Here is a 22,376-nt window from a genome sequence, read left to right on the forward strand (position 1 = left end):
CTCAGTCGCGGGTCAGCTTGCGATGGGTGACGCGGTGCGGACGAGCCGCCTCGGCACCGAGACGTTCGACCTTGTTCTTCTCGTAGCCCTCGAAGTTACCCTCGAACCAGAACCATTGCGAGGGGTTCTCGTCCGTGCCTTCCCAGGCGAGGATGTGCGTCGCGACCCGGTCGAGGAACCACCGGTCGTGCGAGATGACCACGGCGCAGCCGGGGAACTGCTCGAGAGCGTTCTCCAGCGAGCCGAGGGTCTCGACGTCCAGGTCGTTCGTCGGCTCGTCGAGCAGGATCAGGTTCCCGCCCTGCTTGAGGGTCAGCGCCAGGTTCAGCCGGTTGCGCTCACCGCCGGAAAGCACGCCCGCCGGCTTCTGCTGGTCCGGCCCCTTGAAACCGAACGCGCTGACGTAGGCACGCGAGGGCATTTCGGTCTGCCCGACGTGGATGTAGTCCAGCTTGTCCGAAACCACCTCCCATACCGTCTTCTTCGGGTCGATCCCGCCACGGTTCTGGTCCACATAGGACAGTTTGACCGTCTCGCCGATCTTGACCCGGCCGTCGTCCGGCTCCTCGAGCCCGACGATCGTCTTGAACAGGGTCGTCTTGCCGACACCGTTCGGCCCGATCACGCCGACGATGCCGTTGCGCGGCAGGTCGAACGACAGGCCATCGATCAGCACGCGGTCGTCGAAACCCTTGCGCAGCTTCTCGACCTCGACGACCACGCTGCCCAGCCGGGGCCCCGGCGGGATCTGGATCTCTTCGAAGTCGAGCTTGCGGTGCTTGTCCGCCTCAGCGGCCATCTCCTCGTAGCGGTCGAGCCGGGACCGCGACTTGGTCTGGCGCGCCTTGGCGTTGGACCGGACCCATTCGAGTTCGGACTTCAGCCGCTTGGCGAGCTTGGCGTCCTTCTTGCCCTGGACCTCGAGGCGCTCGCGCTTCTTCTCCAGGTACGTGGAGTAGTTGCCCTCGTAGCCGACGACGCGGCCGCGGTCGAGCTCCATGATCCACTCGGCGACGTTGTCCAGGAAGTACCGGTCGTGGGTGACGGCCAGGACGGCGCCGGCGTAGTTCGCGAGGAACTGTTCCAGCCACAGCACGCTTTCGGCGTCCAGATGGTTGGTGGGCTCGTCGAGGAGCAGCAGGTCGGGCGCGGACAGGAGCAGCTTGCACAGCGCGACCCGGCGGCGCTCACCACCGGAGAGGTGGGTGACCGGCTCGTCCGGCGGTGGGCAGCGAAGCGCGTCCATGGCCTGCTCGACCGTGGAGTCGATCTCCCACGCGTCGGCGTGGTCGAGCTCCTCCTGAAGCTTGCCCATCTCCTCCATCAGCTCGTCGCTGTAGTCGGTCGCCATGAGCTCGGCGACCTCGTTGAAGCGGTTGAGCTTGACCTTGATGTCGCCAAGGCCTTCTTCGACGTTTTCGCGGACGGTCTTTTCCTCGTTGAGCTCCGGCTCCTGCATGAGGATGCCGACGCTGGCGCCAGGCTGGAGGAAGGCTTCGCCGTTGCTGGCCTGCTCGATCCCCGCCATGATCTTCAGAACGGTGGACTTACCCGCGCCGTTCGGCCCCACCACGCCGATCTTGGCGCCGGGGTAGAACGCGGTGCTGACGTCGTCGAGGATGACCTTGTCCCCGACGGTCTTGCGCACCTTCTTCATGGTGTAGATGAACTCGGCCATGCAAACGATCGTAGAGCGAGGCGATCGCGGCCTTGACGGCGGTCACCACCGAGCTACCGACAGTCAGCCCGATATCACTGAGCGAGCACCGGAACCTCACCCCACGGGCGCCTCCTCCAGCGCGGTGACCATGGGATTCCCGGCGGACGGCGGCAGCGGCGGGATCGCCCTGGGCCGATCCCGCCCGATCCGGTGGATCTCGGCCGAGCAGCGCGCGAGGTTGGGCCCGATGGAGAAGGCCTCAAGCTCAGGTAGACCCAGAGGTGCCGGGATCTCCTCCGCGGTCTCGGCGCCGCGCAGGCGCCCGGCCACGATCACCGGGTCGCCCTTGCTCAGGCAGGAGAACGCCGCCATCGCCAGCTTGCGCCAGCACGTGACCTTGACCGCGAGCTGGCGGCCCTCACCCCACTCCCCTCTTTCCTTGTCGTACCGGCGTTCGACACTCCGCAAGCCGAACGACACGACGTCGTGCCCGTGCACCCGCTCCGGATGGTGGATCGGTTCGCTGGTCAGGTTGCCGATCATGGTCACCCACGTTTCGCCCATCGCCATCACACTCGCCCTTCTCCTCGTTCCGGGGCTCTCCCGGCGTTTCCCTTGATCACAGATTGCCTCGGATCGAAGGGCGGAAAGGGACACGAGCGGAATCTGTGGACAACTCCGGCCGATGTGGGCTTCCTGTGGACAACTCGGGCTGAACGGCCGGCGTGGGCGCGGAGATGTGGTAGGCCCTACCGGTCGGGTGTCAGGTCGTACGTCATGTAGTCGAGGATCAGGTGGTCGCCTTTGACTTCGACGAAGAGCGAGAGTGGTGGCGGCGGGTTCCGCAGGTACGCGACCGCGGCCTCGGTGAACCGGACCTTGCCCTTGCCGAGCTGGGTGATGCCCTTGGGTTCTTCGAGCGTGGCGAGCCATTCTGCGTGCCCCGGGTCCACCACAGCGGTGTACGTCCTCGCGGCACGGCCCGATGACCGTTCGACCGAACGCAAGATGTCGGCGTAACGAGCGTGGTCGAGAACGGCGCGGACGGCCGCGTCGCACGTCGGCAACCCGACGGCCACCTGGGCGTTCCCGTAGTAGTTGCCCTGCGGCACCCGGGCGTAGGCGAGCCACACCCCTCCGGCCGTCCCGATGGCATGGCCGACGGGCAAGCCGCCCGACGCCCCGTCATCGACGCACACGTACACGATCTTTTCGCGACCGTCGTGTTCCGTTTTGAGGAAGAGGTTCCGTTGCTCCAGAAGCTTGCGGACGGCTGCTCCGACGTCTGCCACTGCGGTCTCCCCACGATGCTGAACCTGACACTGGGCTCCAGGTTTCCACCGCCGAGGGCGCCGCGACTCCGGCTGTCCTGTTGCGGTCAAACGCTACGAGCCGGAATCCTGCCCCCGCCCCTGATCCGCGAGTTTCTTCAGCATCGCGTTGTAGGCGTTCAAATCCGCGTCACCGGACGCCTCCTCACGGCGGTCCCGGCGCCGCGCCTCACGCTCGTCCTGCCGCGCCCACTGCACCAGCAGCGCGACGAGCACCAGCAGCACCGGCAGCTCACCGGACGCCCACGCGATCCCGCCGCCGAGCCGCTGGTCGGTCAGGAGATCGGTGACCCACGGCAGTTTCAGCCCGCGGTAGAAGTCCTGCCCGAGCACGGTCTGCATGCTCATCAAGGCGATCCCGAAGAAAGCGTGGAACGGCATGGCGGCGAACATCATCCCCAGCCGTCCCAGCGGCGGGAGCCGTCGCGGCGCCGGGTCGACCCCGATCACCGGCCAGTAGAAGACGTACCCGGCGAGCAGGAAGTGCGCGTTCATCGCCAGATGCGCCCAGTGGTAGTTCAGCGCCGAATCGAACAGGCCCGAGAAGTACAGGCCGTAGAAGGAACCGACGAACAGCAGAAGCGCGACGATCGGATGAGTCAGGAACCGCGAAAGAGGCGAGTGCACGAAGGCGAGCAGCCATTCACGCGGCCCGGGCGGGGCGTCCTTGCCTGCCGTGGGCAGCGCGCGCAGCGCCAGCGTCACGGGCCCGCCGAGCACGAACAGCACCGGCGCCACCATGGACAGCAACATGTGGTTGCCCATGTGCACGCTGAACATCGCGGGCGCGTACCGGCCGATACCGGACGACGTCGCGATCAGCAGTACGAAACAACCCGCGAGCCACGCGATCGTCCGGCCGGTGGCCCAGGTGTCGCCGCGGCGCCGCAACCGCCGGACCCCGGCGAGGTACAGCCCGGCGAGAACGAGCGCGAGGGTGCCGTAGACGAGGTCGAACCGCCAATCCGTGAGCAGCCGGAAGACGGTCGGCGGACCGTAGAGGTCGTATCCGATCAGCAGTTCCGTCGTCGACGGCTGGGTCAGCGATTCCTGCGGCGGCGGGGTCTTCGCGAGACCGGTGGCGATGCCGATCGTGACGAACATGATCAGCACCTCGACCGCGGCGAGCCGCAGCAGCTGGCCACCGCCGGCGCCGTTCACCAGCCCGGCGACGCCTTTCTGCCGTTGCTGATGACCGAAGACACCGAGCAGCAGCAACGCGACGACCTTCGCGACCACCAGCAGGCCGTAGTCGGTGGTGAACAGGTCGGCGATCCTGATCCGCACCAGCGCGTTCACGATGCCGGAGACCGCCATCACGATCCAGCAGACCAGCGCGAGCTTGGAGAACCGCGTGGCGGCGAGCTTGAGGTTCTCGCCGCGGCGCCAGCCGAGCGCCAGCAGCGCGACCAGGCCGCCGACCCACAACGCGGCGGCGACCAGGTGGTACAGCAGGCTGTTGGTCGCCATGTCGTGCGAGCCGCCGCTCGCGGAGTGCCCGGTGACCGCGACCGGGACCAGGCCGCCGACGGACAGGAAGAAGACCACCGTCGTCCAGCCCCAGGTCAGCGCGAGACGGCAGCCGAGCGCGACGAGCAGCGCGATCAACGCGGTGAACAGCCAGGCCTTCGGCTGCTCGATGGCGTCGACGAGGTCGACCAGCACCTGCGGCGAGAGCACCTCGGTGAACGGGCGGCCCGCGCCGTCGGCCGCGGAGAAGAAGATCGACGCGGTGGCCGCGAAGAACCAGACCCACGCCGCGACGCCGGCGACGCGGATGGCCGCGTAACCGTCGGCGGCGAGCGTGCCGGACTTCTGCGGCGGGACGAGGAACGCGGCAAGCAGCAGCGAACCCACGCACAGCACCGAAGCCGCCTCGGCCAGCACCCGGACGACGGTGATGCCGTAGCGGGTCACCAGGCCCGGGTCCGGGAGTCCGGCGATGACGTAACCGGCGCCACCGGTCAGCGCGACCAGGCCGACGGCCACCACCGCGGCCAGGAGCGCCCCGATCGACACCAGCGGCAGGACACCGGCCTTCCGTGCGGGTGGGGCCGGTTTCGTCTCGGGGTCTGAAGGCACGTCACGAGGGTATGCCGAACGCGCAACCGGCAAGATGGCGGCGTGCGGATCATCCTGCTGAGGCATGCCGAGTCGCTCGGCAACGTCGACGAGCTCGCCTACACCCGGATCCCCGACCACGCCCTGCCGCTGACCGACGCCGGTCGTGAACAGGCGAAGCTGGCGGGCCCGGAGCTCAAGGAGGTCCTCGGCGGCCGTCGGACGGCGGTCTACGTCAGCCCCTATCTGCGGACGCGGGAAACGTTGCGGCTGCTGGACATCCGGGACACCTGCGAGCGGATCGTGCCGGAGCCGAGGCTGCGGGAACAGGACTGGGGCAACCTCCAGGACCCGCTGGAGCAGGAGGTCCAGAAACAACGCCGCCACGAGTTCGGGCACTTCTTCTACCGGCTCCCGTTCGGCGAGTCCGGGGCGGACGTCGACGACCGGGTCGCGGCGTTTCTCAGCGAACTGGCGGCGTGCGGCGAAGATCACCCCGAAACCGTGCTGGTCGTCTCACACGGGCTCACCATCCGCTTGCTGTGCCGTCGGCTCTTCGGCTGGAGCATCGAGCTGTTCGAGTCCCTGTCCAACCCGAAGACCTGCGAGTACCGCGTCGTGGAGCGGGTGGACGGCAAATGGGCGCTGGACCGTCCGTTCCTCCAGTGGCGGGACTCACCCGACGGGGAGACGCAGGACTGAGGGGGCGAGCAGCACCACCCTCGTCCCCAGCCCCGGGCTCGATTCGATCCGCGCGAATCCGCCGATCTCCGCCATCCGCGCGATGATCGAGTTTTCGAGGCCGAAACCGCGCCGCCGGTCGCCGACGTCGAAACCGGCGCCGTGGTCGCGCACCGTCAGCGAAACCCCGCCGCTGATCTCCTCGACGCTCACCACGGCCCGCCTGGTCCCGGAGTGCTTCAGTGTGTTGCGCAGGGCTTCCCTGGCGGAGTCGTGCAGCGCCATGGCCGCCTCCTCCGAAAGCTCCGGCGCGGCGTCGTCCTGAACGACGACCTCGGCGCGCAGCCCCTCCGCGGCCATTTCGGCGGCGAGCAGCCGTAGCCGCTGATGCAACCCGATCCCTTCGGTGGATTCGTGTTCGAGGCTGATCCGGATGCGCATCGCCTGGGCGCGCGCGGTCCGGCGGACGCGGTCGAGGCTGGCCGCCGGGTCGAGTTCATCGGCGGGCGCCGGGATCGCGAACGACTCCATCACCTGCAGGACGGTGTCGTGGACGTCGCGTCGGTGCCGTTCACGTTCCGCCGCCCGGCCCTGCTGCTCCCCGAACCCGACCGCGAACCGCATCGACGCGCCGACCAGTCCGGCGACCGCGAGGGACACCACCAGCGCAGTCGCGAGCGTGAGCAGGAGACCGAGCGAGGAGGCCGGGTCCAGCAGCGTGTGCGGGACAACCGCGGCCACGATGGCCAGTGCTCCGGCCGCCGCGCCGCGCAGCAGGGCCCAGATCATCACCGTGCCCATCAGATGGGTCCAGGTGATCGACGTGATCGCGGTGTCCTGCGCGAACGACGCGGCCCCGAGGACGAAGAGCACGGCGAACGCGCTGTCCACCAACGGAACCAGCCTCGTCCCGGCCGCGGACCAGCGGAAGATCCAGACGGCCGCGACGACGTTGGGCACCAGGTGCAGCGCCACGAACGTCCACAGCACCGACGACCCCGCGCCCGCCGCCCACAGCGCCTGCACCAGCATCGCCAGCCGGAACGCCACCGGGACCCCGGCGAGCCAGGGCACCGTGGTCCGCACCAGCCGAGCCGGGATACCTCCGCCACCCCCGAGCATCAGCGCCTCCCCGGATTAGCCTTGCTGAAACAGCGACCGAAGCGCATTCATTTCAGTTTACCGAGGTGTCAGCTTGCCCGGGGTCCGGCGGCGATGTCAACGGGCAACGGGTTCAACCATCTCCTCCCGTTTCCCCGCCCGCGCCGCGGCCACCGCGGACGGCACGATCAGCGCGGCGGTCAGCCCGACGAACAGGAACGACACCGAAAGCGACGTCACCTGCGCGATTCCGCCGATCAGCGGCGGCCCGGCGAGGAAACCGGTGTAGGCGATCGCCGTGACGAAGGCCAGTTCGCGCTCACCTCCCGTCCCGTCGGCGCGTTTGCCCGACGCGCCCGCGAGGCTCAACGCGATCGGGAAGGCCGCGGCGAGCCCGGCACCCGCCAGCGCGAAACCGACGAACCCGAACACCGGAACGCGTGTCAGCGCGGCGAGCACGAGGCCCGCCGCCGCGATCCCGGCACCCACCGCCAGCGCACGCGTCGCGCCGAAACGGTTCTGAAGCCAGGCACCCGCGAGCCTGGCGAGCGCCATGGCCAGGGCGAACCCCGAGTACGCGAAGGCTGCGGCGCCCTCGCCGACGCCGTGCACGGACGTCATCAGCAGCGCGGACCAGTCGGAACTCGCGCCCTCCGCGATCGCCGAGAACAGCGCGATGGCGGCGAGCAGCCAGAGGACGGGACGCTTGATCGGTGCCACTCGCGGCTTCTCGACGGGTTCGGCGTGTTCGGGCCGCGCGCCGGGCACGGCGGCGATGACGAAGGCGAGCACCACCAGAGCGGCCAGCGCGGCGACCGTGAGGTGCCTCCCCGGCGACCACTGGTGCGACGCGGCGAACCCCGCGGCGACGGAGCCCGCCAACGCCCCGAAGCTGAACCCGGCGTGCAGGATCGGCATGATCGCGCGTCCGGACCGGCGCTCCACCTCGACTCCGGCGACGTTCATCGCCACGTCGAGCGCGCCGACGCTCGCCCCGAGGACGAACAACGCCCCGGCGAGCAGGACGACCGACGTCGCGAAGCCGATCATCGGCAACGCGGCACAGGCGATGATCGTGCTGCCCGCGACCACCGCGCGGGCGCCGTACCGCTCGATCAGCCGCCCCGAGACCGAGGCCGCGAGCAGCATGCCGACGCTGGCGCCCAGCAGGGCGAGCCCGAAGACACCCGGAGAGGCGTCCACCCTTTCCGACAACGCCGGCGTCCGCGGCGCCCAGGAGCCGAGCGCGGCCCCGTTGAGCGCGAACACGACGAAAACGGCCGTACGGTCACGCATAGACCCCGGTCTCCTTTCGATTCCTCTTCCCCCAGAATGACTTAAGCGCTTCAGAAAGTCCACCGCCCCCGGCCGGGACTAGACTGCGGCGGTGACCAGCACGCGACGGCGAAGGCCGACGTTGGACGATGTCGCCGAAGCCGTCGGGGTGTCGCGCGCGACCGTCTCCAACGCCTACAACCGGCCCGACCAGCTGTCCGCCCAGCTGCGGGAAGAGGTGCTTCGCGCAGCCAAGAAGATCGGGTACGCGGGGCCTAATCCGACCGCCCGCAGCCTCGCCACCAGCCGCACCGGCGCGATCGCCGTCCTACTCGACACGAATCTGTCGACGGCGTTCTCGGATCCCGCCTTGTCGGTCACCCTCGACGCGCTCTCGACCGTCGTCGACCCCGAGGGGCACGCCCTTCTGCTGCTGCCCGGCGATGGCGAGAGCGGCGGCCCGCGCGCGGAACGGATCCTGACCGCGCAGGCCGACATCGCGGTGGCGTATTCGCTGGCCGACGGCGCCCCGGCGCTGACCGCGGTCCGGGACCGGGGCCTGCCGCTGGTGGTGATCGACCAGCCGCATATCCGCGGTTCGGCGAGGATCGGCGTCGCGGACCGGGCCGGAGCGGCCGCCGCGGCGCGGCACCTGGTGGAGCTCGGGCACCGGCGGATCGGGATCTTCTCGGCACAATGCCTCTCGGCTCCGCGCGGCGGCGAACTGAGCGTGGCCGAGGCCGGGAACAGCCGGTTCCACGACAACCGCGAACGGATGGCCGGCTACCTGGAGACGCTGGCCGAGGCGGGGATCCCGGCGGCGGACGTGCCGATCTGGGAGGCGTCCGGGCTGTCGGTCGAAGCAGCTCTCCCGAGCGCTTTCGGCCTCCTGGACCGGCGGCCACGGCCGACGGCGCTGCTGTGCATGTCGGATCTGCTCGCCCTGGCGGCGATTTCGGCCGCCAGGCAGCTCGGCCTGTCGGTCCCGGGTGACCTGTCGGTCGTGGGCTACGACGACGTCTCCCCCGCCCGGTGGTCCGAACCACCGCTGACGACGGTCCGGCAGGACCTCGCCGCCAAGGGACGGGCGGCGGGCGAACTGGTGCTGGGCCTGCTGCGCGGGGAGAAGGCCCCCGCGCCCGCCGAGGTACCCACCGAACTGGTCGTCCGGGACTCCACCGCGCCCGCATAGCAGCCGATTCCGGCACGCGCAAGGCGTCCCGGCGATATGTGGACAACTCGCCCCGATCGAGCGGCGCACAACTACTTATCCACAGAAGTAGAAATGCGGGCAGACAAACCCTGCCCCGCGCGCCATCGTGGAATCACACATTCACCGACGGCCATCGAGCCGCCGATTCACGGGGGAGAACCCAGCCATGCAACGACGTTTGACGAACCTGCGCGCCCGCCTCCCGCACGTCCTCCTGCTGGCCATGTTCGGCCTGCTGACCAGCGCCGGAGTCGCGAGCGCCACCACCGCTCCGCCGGAACCCGCCTGCCAGAAGGGAGAGTTCTGCGTCTGGGGCGCGGAATCGTACGGCGGCGCGGTGCACAAATTCGACCTGCGCACCGCCAATCCCGATGAATGCATTCCCTTACCCGAAGGCTTCGACGGGCATTCGTTCGTCAACCGGCTGAGCCGGGACGTGACGATTTATCAGAGCGAGGAGTGCACCACGGAGGGAGATTTCATCACCTATCCGGGTGGCGGCACCTACGTACCCCAGGGCCCGTTCGTGATCCGCGCCCTCAAGATCTGGGACTGACCACCCCGGCGGTTCGTGCCGGTCGCTCGCGGACGAGTCGACTCGCGACCTGCGCGAACCCAGGGGCCGCTCCCCCGAAGCGGCCCCGGCCCGTGAGCGCGTCACCCCGCGTCGTGACGCGCTCACGGGCGTTCCAAAAAAGGGTGGGCTCGACCTGAAACGATCTGGCGGTGTCGAACGATCGACAGGTTGGCGACGGCTAAGCTGCCGATGCCGGGCGACACCCAACGTCGCCGACGTCGGCCCTCGTAGCTCAGCTGGATAGAGCAAGAGCCTTCTAATCTCTAGGTCGCAGGTTCAAGTCCTGCCGGGGGCACGTCGCAGACGGTCCTGTCGCGAGGCGCGAACGCGCTTCGCGACAGGCCTTCCCAAGACTCGGGCGGAACGCCTTCGAGCCGGGTCGCCGCTTGTTCACCTCTCGATCCGGCAGTTCGTCATCTTTCCCCGAAGCACCCGGCGTTCTCGGGTACACGTGCCTTGTCGGGAAGATCACGTCTTAGCAGCGTGGCGTCGCGTTGTTACGTTCCCATCATGTCTTCGTAGAAGGACGACCATGTGCCCCTCGCATGCTCGTCCGCATGAGCAGCGAAACCCGTTCCAGGCGGCTGGCCGCGTTGCTGGCCCTCCCATTTGTGCTTTTGACGGCGTGTGGTGGCGAGAAGCAGAAAGCGGACATCGCGTCGGCGAACCCGCCGGGCGTGGCCGCACCGGTCACTTCCTCTGCCGCCCCGCAGGCTGAGGGGAAAAGTGCCTTCTACGACGCGCAACTCGCCTACACGCAGTGCATGCGCAAGGAAGGTTTGAAGGACTGGCCGGATCCCTTGCTTTCCGGTTACGCCGACTGGACCAAGATCGAGGTCGTTCAGGAAGAGGAGGAACGGAAGGACTCCCAGACGAGACTCAGCGCGGCCATGCAGGCGTGCAAGGAGCCGATGCAGAAGGCGATGCAGCTGGAGCCGCAGAAAGACCAGCAGAAGGTGTACGAGTCGCTGCTGGCCCACGCCCAGTGCATGCGGGCCAACGGCGTCAGCAAGTTCACGAATCCGAGCATGCAGAACGGGGTCGCCCAGCCCGGTGGCGACCCGAATCCGGCCGACCCGCAGCTCGACACGAACTCTCCGGCGTACAACCAGGCGGAGACCGCGTGCCGGGACAAGCTCATCGAGCAAGCGCAAGGTATGCAGTGAAGCGCTGGCTGGTGGCCGGCGCGGTGACGGCTGTGGTGACCGTGGTCGGAATGGGCGTCTTCGTCGTGGTCGGCGACGACTCCGGCGGCAAGGCGGTCACCGCGAGCGCGCCGCCGGCGGTCGCCGAGATCACGCGCGCCGACCTGGTGCGGAGCAAGACCGTCGACGGCCACTTCGACTACGCGAACCGCCGCGCCGTGAAATCTCCGGTGGAGGGGACGGTGACGCAGGCCGCCGAACCGGGCAAGACGTTGGAGCGAGGTCAGATCCTGTACAAGCGGGACGCCCGGCCGGTGGTCCTGCTCTACGGGTCGACGCCGATGTTCCGTGACCTGACCGTCGGCACGCTGGGGCCGGACGTCCAGCAGCTGAAGCGCAACCTCCGCGACCTCGGCCGGGCACGGGGCCTGCCCGTCGACAACAAGTACGACGAAGCCACGCAGGCCGCGGTGAAGTCCTGGCAGGAGGCGCTCGGCGTCCTGGAACCGACCGGTGACCTCGGCAAAGGCGACCTGGTGTTCCAGCCAGGGCCGGTGCGGGTGGTCGCCGCCGACGCCGCCTTGGCCGACCAGATCGGCGCGGACAAGCCCGTCCTGACGATCGCGTCGACCAAGCCGGTCGTGCGGGTCCAGCTGGACAAGGACGACCGGGCGCTGGCGAAGGCGGGCACCCGGGTCGAGGTCAGGTTGCCGGAGGGTGGCACAGCGGCCGGTCAGGTGTCCGGGACGGTCAAGGCCGAGTCCGGGAACGGCACCGAGGCCACCACCGGGATCCAGGTCGAGATCACCCTGGACGACGGCGCCGCGGTACCCGAGGAGCCCACCGGGACCTCAAGCGTGAAATTCATCCAAGAGAGCAGGAAGGGGGTGCTGACCGTCCCGGTCGAGGCCATCGTCGCGCTGCGTGAAGGCGGCTACGGCCTGCAGATCGTCCGCGCGTCCACGACCACGACCGTACGGGTCGAGACGGGCATGAGCGCCGACGGCCGGATCGAGGTCACCGGCGCCGGGCTGGCCGAAGGCATGCAGGTGGGAGCGGCCAAGCCATGACGGCGGTGATCGAGCTGATCGAGGCCACCAAGTCCTATCCCGGCGACGTGACCGCGCTGCGCGGCGTGGACCTCCGGATCGACGAGGGCGAACTGGTCGCCATCGTCGGCCCGTCGGGGTCGGGCAAGTCCACCCTGCTCAACCTGATCGGCACGCTCGACCGCGCCACGTCGGGCACGGTGCGGGTGGCCGGTTACGACGTCGGTGGCCTGTCGGACGCCGGGCTGTCGGCCTTGCGTGCCCGGCACATCGGATTCGTGTTCCAGCAGTTCCATCTGGCACCAGGCCGAGACGCCGTGACCAACGTCGCCGACGGGTTGCTCTACGCGGGCGTACCGAGGAGGCAGCGTCGCGACAGGGCGCGAGCGGCCCTCGGCCGAGTCGGTCTCGGTCACCGGCTGGACCACACGCCCGAGGAGTTGTCCGGCGGAGAGAAGCAGCGTGTGGCGATCGCGCGGGCCCTGGCCGGCGAGCCCGGCCTGCTCCTGGCCGACGAGCCGACCGGAGCGCTGGACACCGCGTCCGGCGAGGTGGTGCTGAACCTGATCCACGAGTTGAACGCGAGCGGTACGACGATCTGCGTCATCACCCACGACACCGGGATCGCGGCACGGCTACCCCGGCGCGTCGGGCTCCGGGACGGCGCGATCGTCTCCGACACCAGGGCGGCGGTGGCCGCGTCGTGAGCACGCCTCTGAAACCCGCCCGGCTCTCTCCTCCCGACATCCTCCGGGTGGGAGTGAGCGGGTTGCGGACGCGCCGGACGAGAGTGGTGCTGTCCGCGCTCGGGATCGCCATCGGCATCGCGACGATGGTCGCGGTGGTGGGGCTGTCCACGTCCAGCCGGGCCGACCTGATGGCGCAGCTGGACCGGCTCGGTACGAACCTGCTGACCGTCGAGGCGGGAAAGGACGCCGACGGCGAACCGGTGAAGCTCCCCAAGGCCGCGGTCGCGATGGTCGAGCGGATCGGTCCGGTCGAGAAGGTCACCGCGACGGCGGAGGTCGACGCGCGGGTTCGGCGCAGTGACGCCGTCCCGGAGGAACTGGCTCCGGGCGTCACGACCCAGGCCACGCGCATCGATCTGCTCGACGCGCTGGGCGCGCGGGTCGAGCGGGGCCGCTGGCTGGATCCGGCCGGCGAGCGCGTGCCGGCCGTCGTGCTCGGATCGGTCGCGGCCGGGCGGCTGGGTGTGGCCGAGCCCGGCGCCAAGATCCTCATGAACGACGAATGGTTCGTGGTCATCGGGATACTGGCACCGGTCGAGCTCGTGCCGACCCTCGACCGGGTCGCGTTGGTCGGTTTCCCTGTCGCGGAAAGGTTCTTCGGCTTCGACGGGCATCCGACCACGATCTTCGAGCGGTCTTCCGATGCCTCGGTGGAAGCCGTCCGCGGCGTGCTGGCCCGCACGGTCAACCCTGGCGACGAGCACTCGGTGAAGGTGTCGAGGCCGTCCGACGCACTGGTGGCCAAGGCCGCCACGGACAAGGGGCTGACCACGCTCATGCTGGGGCTGGGCGCGGTCGCGTTGCTCGTCGGCGGGGTCGGGGTCGCGAACACGATGGTCGTCTCGGTACTGGAACGGCGCCGCGAGATCGGGCTCCGGCGGGCTCTCGGCGCCACGAAGAACGCGATCCTTCTCCAGTTCCTCACCGAATCGCTGCTGCTGTCCGCGCTCGGCGGCGTGGCGGGCGCGCTGCTCGGCGCTGGCGCGACCATCGGTTTCGCCGAGGCACAGGGCTGGACGGCGGTCGTCCCACCGTGGTCACTGGGCGCGGGACTGGCCGCGACGCTCGTGATCGGTGTGGTCGCGGGGCTCTATCCGGCCGTCCGGGCCTCCCGGCTTCACCCCACCATCGCGCTCAACGCGGCCTAGCCGGTCAGGAACTGGGAGCACTGGTAGGGACCGACGGCGCCCCCCTGTGCCACGACGGTCACCCGTACCGCGTCGGGCCGGGTCCCGTGCAGCAGGGACTCGGCCCGCGCAAGGGTGCAGACCAGCTGACCGGCGGCCATCCCGGCGACACCGGTCACCGGCGTCCGCGGCAGCCGCAGGGTCACGTGACCTTCGATGGCGGACGCGGAGAATTCGCCGGTGATGGCGGTCAGATCGGTGAGCCCGGCTACGAGTTCGGCTTCGTTCGGTCCCGCCATGACGAGTTTGACCGCGGCGGCGAGCTCGGTGATCTCCTTGTCTGGACGGGAAACCCCGCGCAGCCCTCGATCCGAGGCGAAGTAGATCCGCATCCCTTCGGGGATCCCGGAAGCCGGTGCGCCGCCGTCGAGTACTTCGGTCGGCCGCACGCCACAGCCGGCGACGAGGGCCACGGCCACGAGGGACACGACCAGACGTTTCATCGGCTGGCCTCCTTTCCGTCGCGGGGCAGCCGGAGAAGGAACACCGCGCCACCGCCTTCGCGATCGAAGTGGGTGATGAGCCCGCCGTGCAGGCACGCGTTCTCCTGGGCGATAGCCAGCCCCAGACCACTGCCTTCGGATCGCGTACGGGCACTGTCCGCCTTGTAGAAGCGCTCGAACACGTGCCGCGCGGCTTCGGCCGAGAGCCCTGGCCCGTGATCGGAGACCTCGACGAGCACGTCGTCCGGGGTCGAGCGCAGCACCACCGTCACCGGGGGCGCGCCGTGCCGCAGGGCGTTCCCGACGAGGTTGGCGACGATGACGTCCAGCCGCCGCCGATCGAGCCGGGCTCGCACGGGCGTGAACTCGGCCGAGACCTGGTCCGTCCAGCCCCGCGTGGACAACGTCGCGCGGAGAGCCTCGGCGACGTCGAGGTCCTGCCGGGTCAAAGTCGCGGCCTGGGCGTCGAAGCGCGAGATCTCGATGAGGTCGTCGACGAGCCGGGCCAGCCCGGCGGTCTCGGTGCTCACCGTCCTCGCGGCGTGGGCCGTGTCGGGTGGCAGACCGTCGGCGTCCTCGTCGAGCACGGACGACACCATGGTCATCGCGGCGAGCGGGGTGCGAAGTTCGTGGGAGACGTCGGCGACGAATCGCCGCGCGCGGGCTTCCTGCTCCCGGATCTCGGCGACCGACGATTCCAGCGCGTCCGCCGTTTCGTTGAAGTCCTTGGCCAGATCGGCGAGTTCGTCGCGGCCCTTGACCGGGACGCGGGTCTCCAGCGCGCCGTCCGCCAGCCGTCGCGTGGCCTTCGCGAGCCGCCGGATGGGCCGCAGGACCGTGCCGGCGGCGAGCAGGGCGAGTACCGCTGCGAGCAGCACGACCGGGACGACGCCGTCGCGGACGGTGGTCAGGAGCGCGGCGATGTCATCCTGCTCCGGCCCCAGCGAGATCACCTCGAACACCTCGACGCCGGACGGCCGCCCCGAACCGGCGAACGCGACCGGTGTGCCCACGACGAGCCACGGCCCGCCGTTCCACTCGACCCGCTGGAAACTCAGCCGGTTCTCGGCCTGCACCCGTTCCCGCAGCCCGGCGGGAATCGCCTCCTGATCGGCGGGCGCGACCAGGTCCTGATATCGCGCGACGACCCGCGCGTCGCGGGAGCCGGACGCGATGGCCTCGGCGAGCCGGTTCAGCGCGCGCCGGTCGGGCGGGATGTCGAATTCCCCGACACTCGCGTTCACGCGATCGCGGAAGTTCTGCACAGCGGAGGAACCCGCGCGTTCGAGAATCGCTTCGCGTGCCTGGTCGTAGGCCAGCATCGTGGCGGTGGCGGCGCTGAGCAGCGACACCAGCACGAAAGCGACCAGCAGACGGCCGCGCAGCCCCCCGAACCTCACAGCGGACCGAAGCGGTAGCCGAACCCTCGCACGGTCTGCACATAGCGCGGCCGGGAAGCGACGTCTTCGATCTTGGCGCGCAACCGTCCGACGGCGGCGTCGACCAGCCGCACATCGGCGAAATAGTCGTGTTCCCAGACCAGTTCCAGCAGTTGTTCGCGAGTGAAGACCCGGCCGGGTGCGGCGGAAAGTTCCAGCAGCAGCCGGAGTTCGGTCGGCGGGATCGCCAGCGGGACACCGTTCTTGGTGACGGTCAGGCCCGCGCGATCGAGGACGAGCCCTTCGAAGTCTTCACGGTTCCGCACGGCCGGGGCGACCCGGCGGACCGACGCGCGGATCCTGGCCTCCAGTACCCGCGCCGTCACCGGCTTCACCACGTAGTCGTCCGCGCCGGCCTCCAGTCCGCTCACGATGTCGGAATCGTCGCCGCGTGAGGTGAGCATGATGATCGGCATCGTGTGCGCTTCGCGGATCCGTCGGCACACCTCGAAACCGTCCATCCCGGGCAGCATCAGATCCAGCACGACCACCTCGATCCCGCCCGCACCAGGACGCCTCACCAGGTCGAGCCCGTCCTCACCGCTGCCGGCGGCATCGACATCGTGACCGTGGCGCCGCAGGACGAGTTCCATCGCATCGCGGACGGATACGTCGTCTTCGATCAGCAGGACATGGGACATGATCGTGATTATCGCGCCTTCGGTGAACCGGTCCATCCACCTCGCCGCACGCTATAGGTTGTGCGCATGTATGTGCCGACGCAGAACGGTCCGCAGCCGGCCGCCGGTCCTCCCTGGTGGCTCGTCATCGGTCCCGGGTTCGCCGCGCTCATCGGTCTGTTCCTGCTCACCGTGATCTACCGCTTCGACGGTGGGCCGGACCTGCAGATCGATTTGGGCATGTCCAGCCAGTCGTTCCTGCTGAACGTCGTCGTCGCGTACGTCGTCGCGGCCGCGCTCGCCTTCCCGGCGGGCCTGCTGCTCGGCGCGCGCTTCCCGACGTCGGTGACCGTGCCCGCGATCGTCTTGATGCTGTTGGGCGTTCTCTTGGTCGCCTTCGGGCCCAGCAGCGGGATGATCCTGGCCGGCCGGGTGCTCAACGGACTCGGCGCGGGCGCCGCCCTCGGCGTGACCGTCGCGTTGATCCGGCGTCTCAGGACCGGTCGCGGCGCAGCGGCCGGGGTGACGGCGGGGCTCGGCGTCCTCGCCTTGGTGATCGCACCTGTCCTCGGCGGGCTGCTCTCGGACGCCACCGGCTTTCGCGTGGTGTTCGTGGTGGCCGCGCTGTTCGTGTTCCTCGCGCTCGTCGTCGCCGGGGTCATCGGCATCGTCACGCTGGCCAGGCCGAAACACGCCTGATCTTCAGTCGCCGAGCGTCCGCAACACCGTGAGCACTTCGTCCGGCACGTCGAGGAGTGCTTCCACCTCCGACACCTTCGCGGCCACGCGGCGGTGCGTCGCGCGGCCACGGGCGCTGAGGTGGACGAGGACGCGGCGCCTGTCGGCGGCGTCGACCTCTCGGTAGGCCTGCGCGGTGGTCACGAGTTTGTCGACCACCCTGGTCAACGTCGGGGCGGTGGCGAGCGTCCGGTCGGCGAGGTCGGCCATGGCGAGGCCGCCCTTGCCGCTCAGCGTGTCCAGTACCAGCCATTGGTCCAGGGTGAGACCTTCCTTGGCGAGCACCTGCTCCACCCTGGCGGCGACGGCCCGGGCGGCGCGGGTGAGCGAGCCGGTGAGCGACGTTCCGGCGGCCGTGACGCCGCGTGTCCCCATATCCCGTCCCCTTGCCAAAACCGGACACCCTCGCAATACTTCCAGGTGAAAGCACTTTGACCTTACCGGGCCACCGCACGGAGCGCCATGCCCCCACGCCTCGCCACCCGGCCCCGCGACGACACCTGGCGTGTGGCCATGGTGGTCCCGTTGCAGGGACCGGCCGGGCTGTTCGGCCCGTCGTGCGAGGCGATCACGGAGCTGGCCGTCCACGAACTCAACGCATCCGGCGGCATCCTCGGCAGGCAGGTCGAGGCCGAGGTGGTCGACGGCGGCGGCACTCCCGCGCGAGTAGCCGGCGAAGTGCGGCGCCTGGTCGACAGCGGACGGGTCGACGCGGTGAGCGGCTGGCACATCTCGTCGATCCGGCACGCGCTCGCGCCGGTCGTGGCCGACAGGGTGCCGTACGTGTACACGTCGCTCTACGAAGGCGGCGAACGCCGCTCGGGCATCTTCTGCACGGGCGAGACGCCGCGCTGCCAGATCGAGCCGGCACTGCGCTGGCTGCGCGATCATCTCGGCGCCCGGCGCTGGTTCGTCGTCGGCGACGACTACGTCTGGCCGCACCGGTCGACCCGCGCGATCCGCCAGTACGCCAAGGATCTCGATCTGCGCATCACCGGGGAGGCGTTCGTCGGGCTGGGCGCGGGCGATATGTCCACAGTGGTCCGCGCGGTCGAACAGTCCACAAGCGACGGTGTACTCATGTTGCTGGTCGGGCAGGACGCGGTGCGCTTCAACCGGGCGTTCGCCGCGCACGGGCTGAGCGACCGGCTGCTCCGGTTCAGCCCGCTGATGGAGGAGAACATGCTTCTCGCCAGTGGCGCGAACGCCACCGGCAACCTCTACGTCTCCGCCGCCTATTTCCGGTCGATGGTCACCGCCGACGCCATGGACCTCCTCGGCCGCTACGTCGACCGCCACGGACCCGGTGCCCCGGCCTTGAACAACGCGGCCGAATCCTGTTACGAGGGGCTGCATACGCTGGCCGAACTCGTCGGCAGGGCGGGGACGCCGGAGCTTCCCGCGCTCAACGCGGCGATCGACGGCGTCGCCTATCACGGGCCGCGCGGCACGATCGAGTTCCGCGGGCAGCAGGCCGATCAGCACGTCCATCTCGCGGTCGCCGACGGCTACGACTTCGAAGTCCTCACCCGGCTCTGAAAATCCGCCCTTGACTCGCTCCGGTCCACCACATACTTTCATTTGAAATTATTCCATGTGACGCACGTTCTGCGGAGGTGAGCATGGGCAACGTTGGCCTGCTCTACGTCGGCGCCGCCTTGATGATCAACGGCCTGATGTTGCTCGGCCGGATACCTCCGCGTTCGGCGGCGGTGCTGAACCTGTTCGTCGGCGCGCTGCAGTGCGTCACCCCGACCGTGCTGATCGTCCAGGCGAACGGGAATCCGGACGCGGTCCTCGCCGCGTCCGGCCTGTACCTTTTCGGTTTCACGTATCTGTACGTCGGCATCGCGAACCTCGCCGGCCTGGAGCCCGAAGGCATCGGCTGGTTCTCGCTCTTCGTGGCGGGCGCCGCCGTGGTGTACGCCGGGATCGCCTTCTGGCACGACAACGACCCGGTTTTCGGCGTCATCTGGCTGTCCTGGGCGTTGCTGTGGACGTTGTTCTTCCTCGTACTCGGCCTGGGCAAGGAACATCTGACGCGATTCACCGGCTGGACCGTCCTGCTGCTCAGCCAGCCGACGTGCACGGTGCCCGCCTTCCTCGGCCTCACCGGCGCCTACCGCAGCGACGGCGGCACCGCGCTGCTGGCGGCCGCGATCGCGGTGGCGCTGGTCGCGGCCGCCGGATCCCTCGACGTCCTGAAAAACCGTTCGGAGAAAAGGAGTCTTCATGCGACACGGTGACATTTCCGCCAGCCCGGACACGGTCGGTGTCGCGGTGGTCAACTACAAGATGCCGCGCCTGCACACGAAGGCCGAAGTCCTCGACAACGCCCGCAAGATCGCCGAAATGGTGGTGGGCATGAAGTCCGGGCTTCCCGGCATGGACCTCGTGGTGTTCCCCGAGTACTCGACGCAGGGCATCATGTACGACCCGAAGGAGATGTACGAGACCGCGGCGACGATTCCCGGCGAGGAGACCGAGATCTTCGCCGCCGCGTGCCGGGAAGCCCAGACGTGGGGCGTCTTCTCGATCACCGGCGAGCGGCATGAGGACCATCCGGCCAAGCCGCCGTACAACACGCTCGTGCTCATCAACGACCGCGGCGAGATCGTTCAGAAATACCGCAAGATCCTGCCCTGGTGCCCGATCGAGGGCTGGTACCCCGGCGAGGACACCTACGTCAGCGATGGTCCGAAGGGCATGAAGATCTCGCTGATCATCTGCGACGACGGGAACTATCCGGAGATCTGGCGCGACTGCGCGATGAAGGGCGCCGAGCTCATCGTGCGCTGCCAGGGCTACATGTACCCGGCCAAGGAACAGCAGGTCCTGATGGCCAAGGCGATGGCGTGGGCCAACAACTGTTACGTGGCCGTGGCGAACGCCGCCGGTTTCGACGGCGTGTACTCGTACTTCGGCCATTCCGCGATCATCGGCTTCGACGGCCGCACGCTCGGCGAGACCGGCGAAGAGGAATACGGGATCCAGTACGCGCAACTGTCGGTTTCGGCGATCCGCGACGCGCGGACCTACGACCAGTCGCAGAACCACATCTTCAAGCTGCTGCACCGCGGCTACACCGGCGTGCAGGACGCGGACGAAGGCGACAAGGGCGTGGCGGACTGCCCGTTCGACTTCTACAAGCTCTGGGTCACCGACGCCAAGAAGGCGCAGGAGAAGGTCGAGTCGATCACCCGCGACACCATCACTCCTCGGCACCCCTGACGAGTGCAGGGCGCCCTAGACTCGGCGCCATGGACAGGATCGACAGCGGCAGCCGGACGATCGCCGCCCCGCCCGAGACCGTCTACCGGGCACTCCTGGACCGGGAGTCGCTCGAATCCTGGCTCCCGCCCGAAGGTATGCGCGGCCGGATCGAGCATTGGGATCCGCGGCCAGGCGGCGGTTTCCGCATGATCCTCACCTACCTCGACGCGTCCGCCGCGCCCGGCAAGTCGTCGGACGCGACGGACGTCGTCGAAGTCGGGTTCGCCGAGCTGGTGCCCGCCGAACGTGTGGTGCAGCGGGCCGTCTTCGAGTCCGAAGACCCAGCGTTCGCGGGCACCATGACGATGACCTGGAGCCTGGCGGATCACGAAGCCGGGATCGCCTCTTCGCTGGCCAACCTGGCTTCCTTCGCCGAAACGCGCTGACGGCCGGACGCGATGACGATCGCGGCGAGGACGGCCATCACCAGCGGCACGACCAGCGCCGCCCGGAAACCGCCGAGCGCCGCCTCTCGCGAACCGTCACCGAGCGCGGCGACGTTGACGGCGGTCACCGCGGACAGCCCGAGCGCCGCGCCGAACTGGAACGCCGTGTACAGCAGGCCGCCCGCGAGGCCCTGTTCATCCTCGGCGATCCCGTCGGTGGCGACGATCGTCAGCGGACCGTAGGCGAGTGCGAACCCGAGCCCCAGGATGATCATCGACGGGAACATCGCCGCGTACGTCCAGTCCAGGTCCAGCGGCAGGAAGAGCGCGTACGCCACGGCGGCGAGCACGAGTCCACCGAAGATCAGCCGGGTGTTGCCGAACCTCGCCACCAGCCGCGGGGTCAGCGTCGGCGCGAGGATCGCGTCGATCCCCACGGCCAGCAGCGCCAGGCTCGTCTCCAGCGTCGACCAGCCCCGCAGTTCCTGCAGGTACAGCGTGACGAGGAACTGGAACCCGAAGAACGATCCGGCGAACAGCAGGGCGCTGACGTTCGCCCGCACCAGCGGACCCGACTTCAGGATGCCGAGGCGCACCAGCGGCGCGGGCGAGCGGCGTTCGACGACCACGAAGGCCGTCAGCGCCGCCACTCCCCCGGCGAACGACGCGAGGGTCCAGCCCCAGCCCTGTCCGGGGTGTTCCAGCCGGACCACCGCGTAGGCGATCAGCAGCATCGCCACGGTCACGGTGAGCGCTCCGGGGAGGTCCAGGCGACGCGGCACGCGTTCCTCGCCCGCCGGTTCCTTGATCAGCCACAGCGCGGCGAGCAGGATGACGGCGGACAGGATCACCGGAGTGAAGAACACCCAGCGCCAGTCGATCCTGGTCAGCAGGCCGCCGATGACCAGGCCGAGCGAGAAGCCGCCCGCCCCGGTGCCGGCGTAGAACAGCAGCGCCTTGTTGCGTTTCGGGCCTTCCTCGAAGCTCGTGGTGATGATGGACAGCCCGGCCGGGGTCATGAAGGCCGCGGCGACGCCGGTGACGAACCGGGCGAGCAGCAGCATCCAGCCTTCGGTGGCGAACCCGCCCAGCCCGGAGAAGACGAGGAACACCACCAGCCAGGCGATGAACATGCGACGTCGGCCGTACATGTCGGCGGCGCGCCCGCCCAGCAGCATGAACCCGCCGTAGCCGAGCACGTAGGCGCTCACGACGCCGCTCAACGTCGCCGTCGACAGCCCGAGTTCGGCCCGGATGGACGGCAGCGCCACGTTCAGCATCGCGACGTCGATGCCCTCCAGGAAGATGGCGCCGCACAGCACCACGAGCACGCCCCAGGCCCGCCCGCCCATCCGGTCGGCGCGCGGAAGCGTTTGCGAGTTGCTCAAGATCGGATCTCCCTCAGTGAACGGGAACCGACGGTTACCCATCAGCCGGTCGGTTCCCTC

General features: G+C 69.2%; 23 protein-coding genes and 1 tRNA gene. 13 read left to right on the forward strand and 11 right to left on the reverse strand.

Annotated elements, in window-relative coordinates:
• Position 1 precedes the first annotated feature (1 nt).
• From ettA to H4W30_RS30370, 4 genes are all read right to left on the reverse strand, one after another.
• Entirely contained in the window at positions 2-1,678 is a 1,677-nt protein-coding gene (ettA, locus tag H4W30_RS30355) for an energy-dependent translational throttle protein EttA (protein ID WP_125676410.1), read from the reverse strand.
• A 96-nt stretch (positions 1,679-1,774) separates the two neighbouring features.
• Complete coding sequence (locus H4W30_RS30360; RefSeq protein WP_225949922.1) at positions 1,775-2,224, reverse strand: single-stranded DNA-binding protein; 450 nt, start codon at positions 2,222-2,224, stop codon at positions 1,775-1,777.
• Between the two features lie 185 nt (positions 2,225-2,409).
• Positions 2,410-2,952 carry a hypothetical protein gene (locus tag H4W30_RS30365; protein WP_192745917.1) on the reverse strand — a complete coding sequence of 181 codons (543 nt, stop codon included), beginning with the start codon at positions 2,950-2,952 and terminating at the stop codon, positions 2,410-2,412.
• Positions 2,953-3,045: 93 nt separating this feature from the next.
• Positions 3,046-5,073, reverse strand: a complete 2,028-nt coding sequence (locus tag H4W30_RS30370; RefSeq protein ID WP_192745918.1) for a cytochrome c oxidase assembly protein — start codon at positions 5,071-5,073, stop codon at positions 3,046-3,048.
• 42 nt (positions 5,074-5,115) lie between these two features.
• On the opposite strand from H4W30_RS30370, the gene H4W30_RS30375 reads away from it, so the two are divergent.
• The gene (locus H4W30_RS30375) at positions 5,116-5,754 is read left to right on the forward strand and encodes a histidine phosphatase family protein (RefSeq protein WP_192745919.1); all 639 of its coding nucleotides are present in this window, start codon (positions 5,116-5,118) and stop codon (positions 5,752-5,754) included.
• Here the strand turns inward: H4W30_RS30375 and H4W30_RS30380 are convergent.
• Together H4W30_RS30380 and H4W30_RS30385 are read right to left on the reverse strand one after the other, a co-directional pair.
• Positions 5,728-6,855: a sensor histidine kinase gene (locus H4W30_RS30380; protein WP_192745920.1), complete on the reverse strand. Its 1,128-nt coding sequence runs from the start codon at positions 6,853-6,855 to the stop codon at positions 5,728-5,730. The genes H4W30_RS30375 and H4W30_RS30380 overlap by 27 nt on opposite strands.
• A gap of 96 nt (positions 6,856-6,951) precedes the next feature.
• Positions 6,952-8,130 (reverse strand): MFS transporter, encoded by a 1,179-nt coding sequence (locus H4W30_RS30385; protein ID WP_192745921.1) that lies wholly within the window; start codon positions 8,128-8,130, stop codon positions 6,952-6,954.
• Positions 8,131-8,251: 121 nt separating this feature from the next.
• On the opposite strand from H4W30_RS30385, the gene H4W30_RS30390 reads away from it, so the two are divergent.
• The 7 genes from H4W30_RS30390 (at position 8,252) to H4W30_RS30420 (ending at position 13,990) form a co-directional block, all read left to right on the forward strand.
• A complete protein-coding gene (locus H4W30_RS30390; RefSeq protein WP_192746867.1) occupies positions 8,252-9,301 on the forward strand; it encodes a LacI family DNA-binding transcriptional regulator in 1,050 nt (349 codons plus the stop codon).
• 187 nt (positions 9,302-9,488) lie between these two features.
• Positions 9,489-9,878 (forward strand): peptidase inhibitor family I36 protein, encoded by a 390-nt coding sequence (locus H4W30_RS30395; protein WP_192745922.1) that lies wholly within the window; start codon positions 9,489-9,491, stop codon positions 9,876-9,878.
• A 242-nt stretch (positions 9,879-10,120) separates the two neighbouring features.
• A tRNA-Arg gene (locus H4W30_RS30400) sits at positions 10,121-10,194 on the forward strand.
• A gap of 262 nt (positions 10,195-10,456) precedes the next feature.
• Positions 10,457-11,065, forward strand: coding sequence for a hypothetical protein (locus H4W30_RS30405; RefSeq protein ID WP_225949923.1), 609 nt, complete (start codon positions 10,457-10,459; stop codon positions 11,063-11,065).
• Entirely contained in the window at positions 11,062-12,114 is a 1,053-nt protein-coding gene (locus H4W30_RS30410; RefSeq protein WP_318780694.1) for a peptidoglycan-binding protein, read from the forward strand. The genes H4W30_RS30405 and H4W30_RS30410 overlap by 4 nt, the downstream gene beginning before the upstream one ends.
• Positions 12,111-12,800, forward strand: a complete 690-nt coding sequence (locus H4W30_RS30415; protein ID WP_192745924.1) for an ABC transporter ATP-binding protein — start codon at positions 12,111-12,113, stop codon at positions 12,798-12,800. Before H4W30_RS30410 ends, H4W30_RS30415 begins: the two co-directional genes overlap by 4 nt.
• Positions 12,797-13,990: an ABC transporter permease gene (locus H4W30_RS30420; RefSeq protein ID WP_192745925.1), complete on the forward strand. Its 1,194-nt coding sequence runs from the start codon at positions 12,797-12,799 to the stop codon at positions 13,988-13,990. Before H4W30_RS30415 ends, H4W30_RS30420 begins: the two co-directional genes overlap by 4 nt.
• On the opposite strand, the gene H4W30_RS30425 is transcribed toward H4W30_RS30420, so the two are convergent.
• The 3 genes from H4W30_RS30425 to H4W30_RS30435 are packed head-to-tail and all read right to left on the reverse strand — an operon-like array spanning position 13,987 to position 16,552.
• On the reverse strand, positions 13,987-14,472 hold the full coding sequence (locus H4W30_RS30425) for a GerMN domain-containing protein (protein ID WP_126729859.1): 486 nt from the start codon (positions 14,470-14,472) through the stop codon (positions 13,987-13,989). The two genes, H4W30_RS30420 and H4W30_RS30425, sit on opposite strands and share 4 nt — an antisense overlap.
• On the reverse strand, positions 14,469-15,872 hold the full coding sequence (locus tag H4W30_RS30430) for an ATP-binding protein (protein ID WP_192745926.1): 1,404 nt from the start codon (positions 15,870-15,872) through the stop codon (positions 14,469-14,471). Before H4W30_RS30430 ends, H4W30_RS30425 begins: the two co-directional genes overlap by 4 nt.
• On the reverse strand, positions 15,869-16,552 hold the full coding sequence (locus tag H4W30_RS30435; protein WP_126729862.1) for a response regulator transcription factor: 684 nt from the start codon (positions 16,550-16,552) through the stop codon (positions 15,869-15,871). The genes H4W30_RS30430 and H4W30_RS30435 overlap by 4 nt, the downstream gene beginning before the upstream one ends.
• Before the next feature lie 66 nt (positions 16,553-16,618).
• On the opposite strand from H4W30_RS30435, the gene H4W30_RS30440 reads away from it, so the two are divergent.
• A complete protein-coding gene (locus H4W30_RS30440) occupies positions 16,619-17,230 on the forward strand; it encodes an MFS transporter (protein WP_192745927.1) in 612 nt (203 codons plus the stop codon).
• A gap of 3 nt (positions 17,231-17,233) precedes the next feature.
• Here H4W30_RS30440 and H4W30_RS30445 read toward each other — a convergent pair whose 3' ends face one another.
• A complete protein-coding gene (locus tag H4W30_RS30445) occupies positions 17,234-17,644 on the reverse strand; it encodes a MarR family transcriptional regulator (protein WP_192745928.1) in 411 nt (136 codons plus the stop codon).
• Positions 17,645-17,731: 87 nt separating this feature from the next.
• Here H4W30_RS30445 and H4W30_RS30450 point away from each other — a divergent pair, with 87 nt between their 5' ends.
• The 4 genes from H4W30_RS30450 to H4W30_RS30465 all read left to right on the forward strand — a co-directional run bounded on the left by H4W30_RS30450 (position 17,732) and on the right by H4W30_RS30465 (position 20,928).
• Positions 17,732-18,808, forward strand: coding sequence for a substrate-binding domain-containing protein (locus H4W30_RS30450; RefSeq protein WP_264082891.1), 1,077 nt, complete (start codon positions 17,732-17,734; stop codon positions 18,806-18,808).
• 83 nt (positions 18,809-18,891) lie between these two features.
• Positions 18,892-19,515 carry an AmiS/UreI family transporter gene (locus tag H4W30_RS30455; RefSeq protein WP_192745929.1) on the forward strand — a complete coding sequence of 208 codons (624 nt, stop codon included), beginning with the start codon at positions 18,892-18,894 and terminating at the stop codon, positions 19,513-19,515.
• Positions 19,502-20,500 carry an aliphatic amidase gene (locus H4W30_RS30460; protein WP_192745930.1) on the forward strand — a complete coding sequence of 333 codons (999 nt, stop codon included), beginning with the start codon at positions 19,502-19,504 and terminating at the stop codon, positions 20,498-20,500. The genes H4W30_RS30455 and H4W30_RS30460 overlap by 14 nt, the downstream gene beginning before the upstream one ends.
• Before the next feature lie 29 nt (positions 20,501-20,529).
• Complete coding sequence (locus H4W30_RS30465) at positions 20,530-20,928, forward strand: SRPBCC domain-containing protein (protein WP_192745931.1); 399 nt, start codon at positions 20,530-20,532, stop codon at positions 20,926-20,928.
• On the opposite strand, the gene H4W30_RS30470 is transcribed toward H4W30_RS30465, so the two are convergent.
• Entirely contained in the window at positions 20,868-22,358 is a 1,491-nt protein-coding gene (locus tag H4W30_RS30470) for an MFS transporter (RefSeq protein WP_378234888.1), read from the reverse strand. The two genes, H4W30_RS30465 and H4W30_RS30470, sit on opposite strands and share 61 nt — an antisense overlap.
• Positions 22,359-22,376 lie beyond the last annotated feature (18 nt).

This window comes from Amycolatopsis roodepoortensis (assembly GCF_014873915.1).
Taxonomy (GTDB): Bacteria; Actinomycetota; Actinomycetes; order Mycobacteriales; family Pseudonocardiaceae; genus Amycolatopsis; species Amycolatopsis roodepoortensis.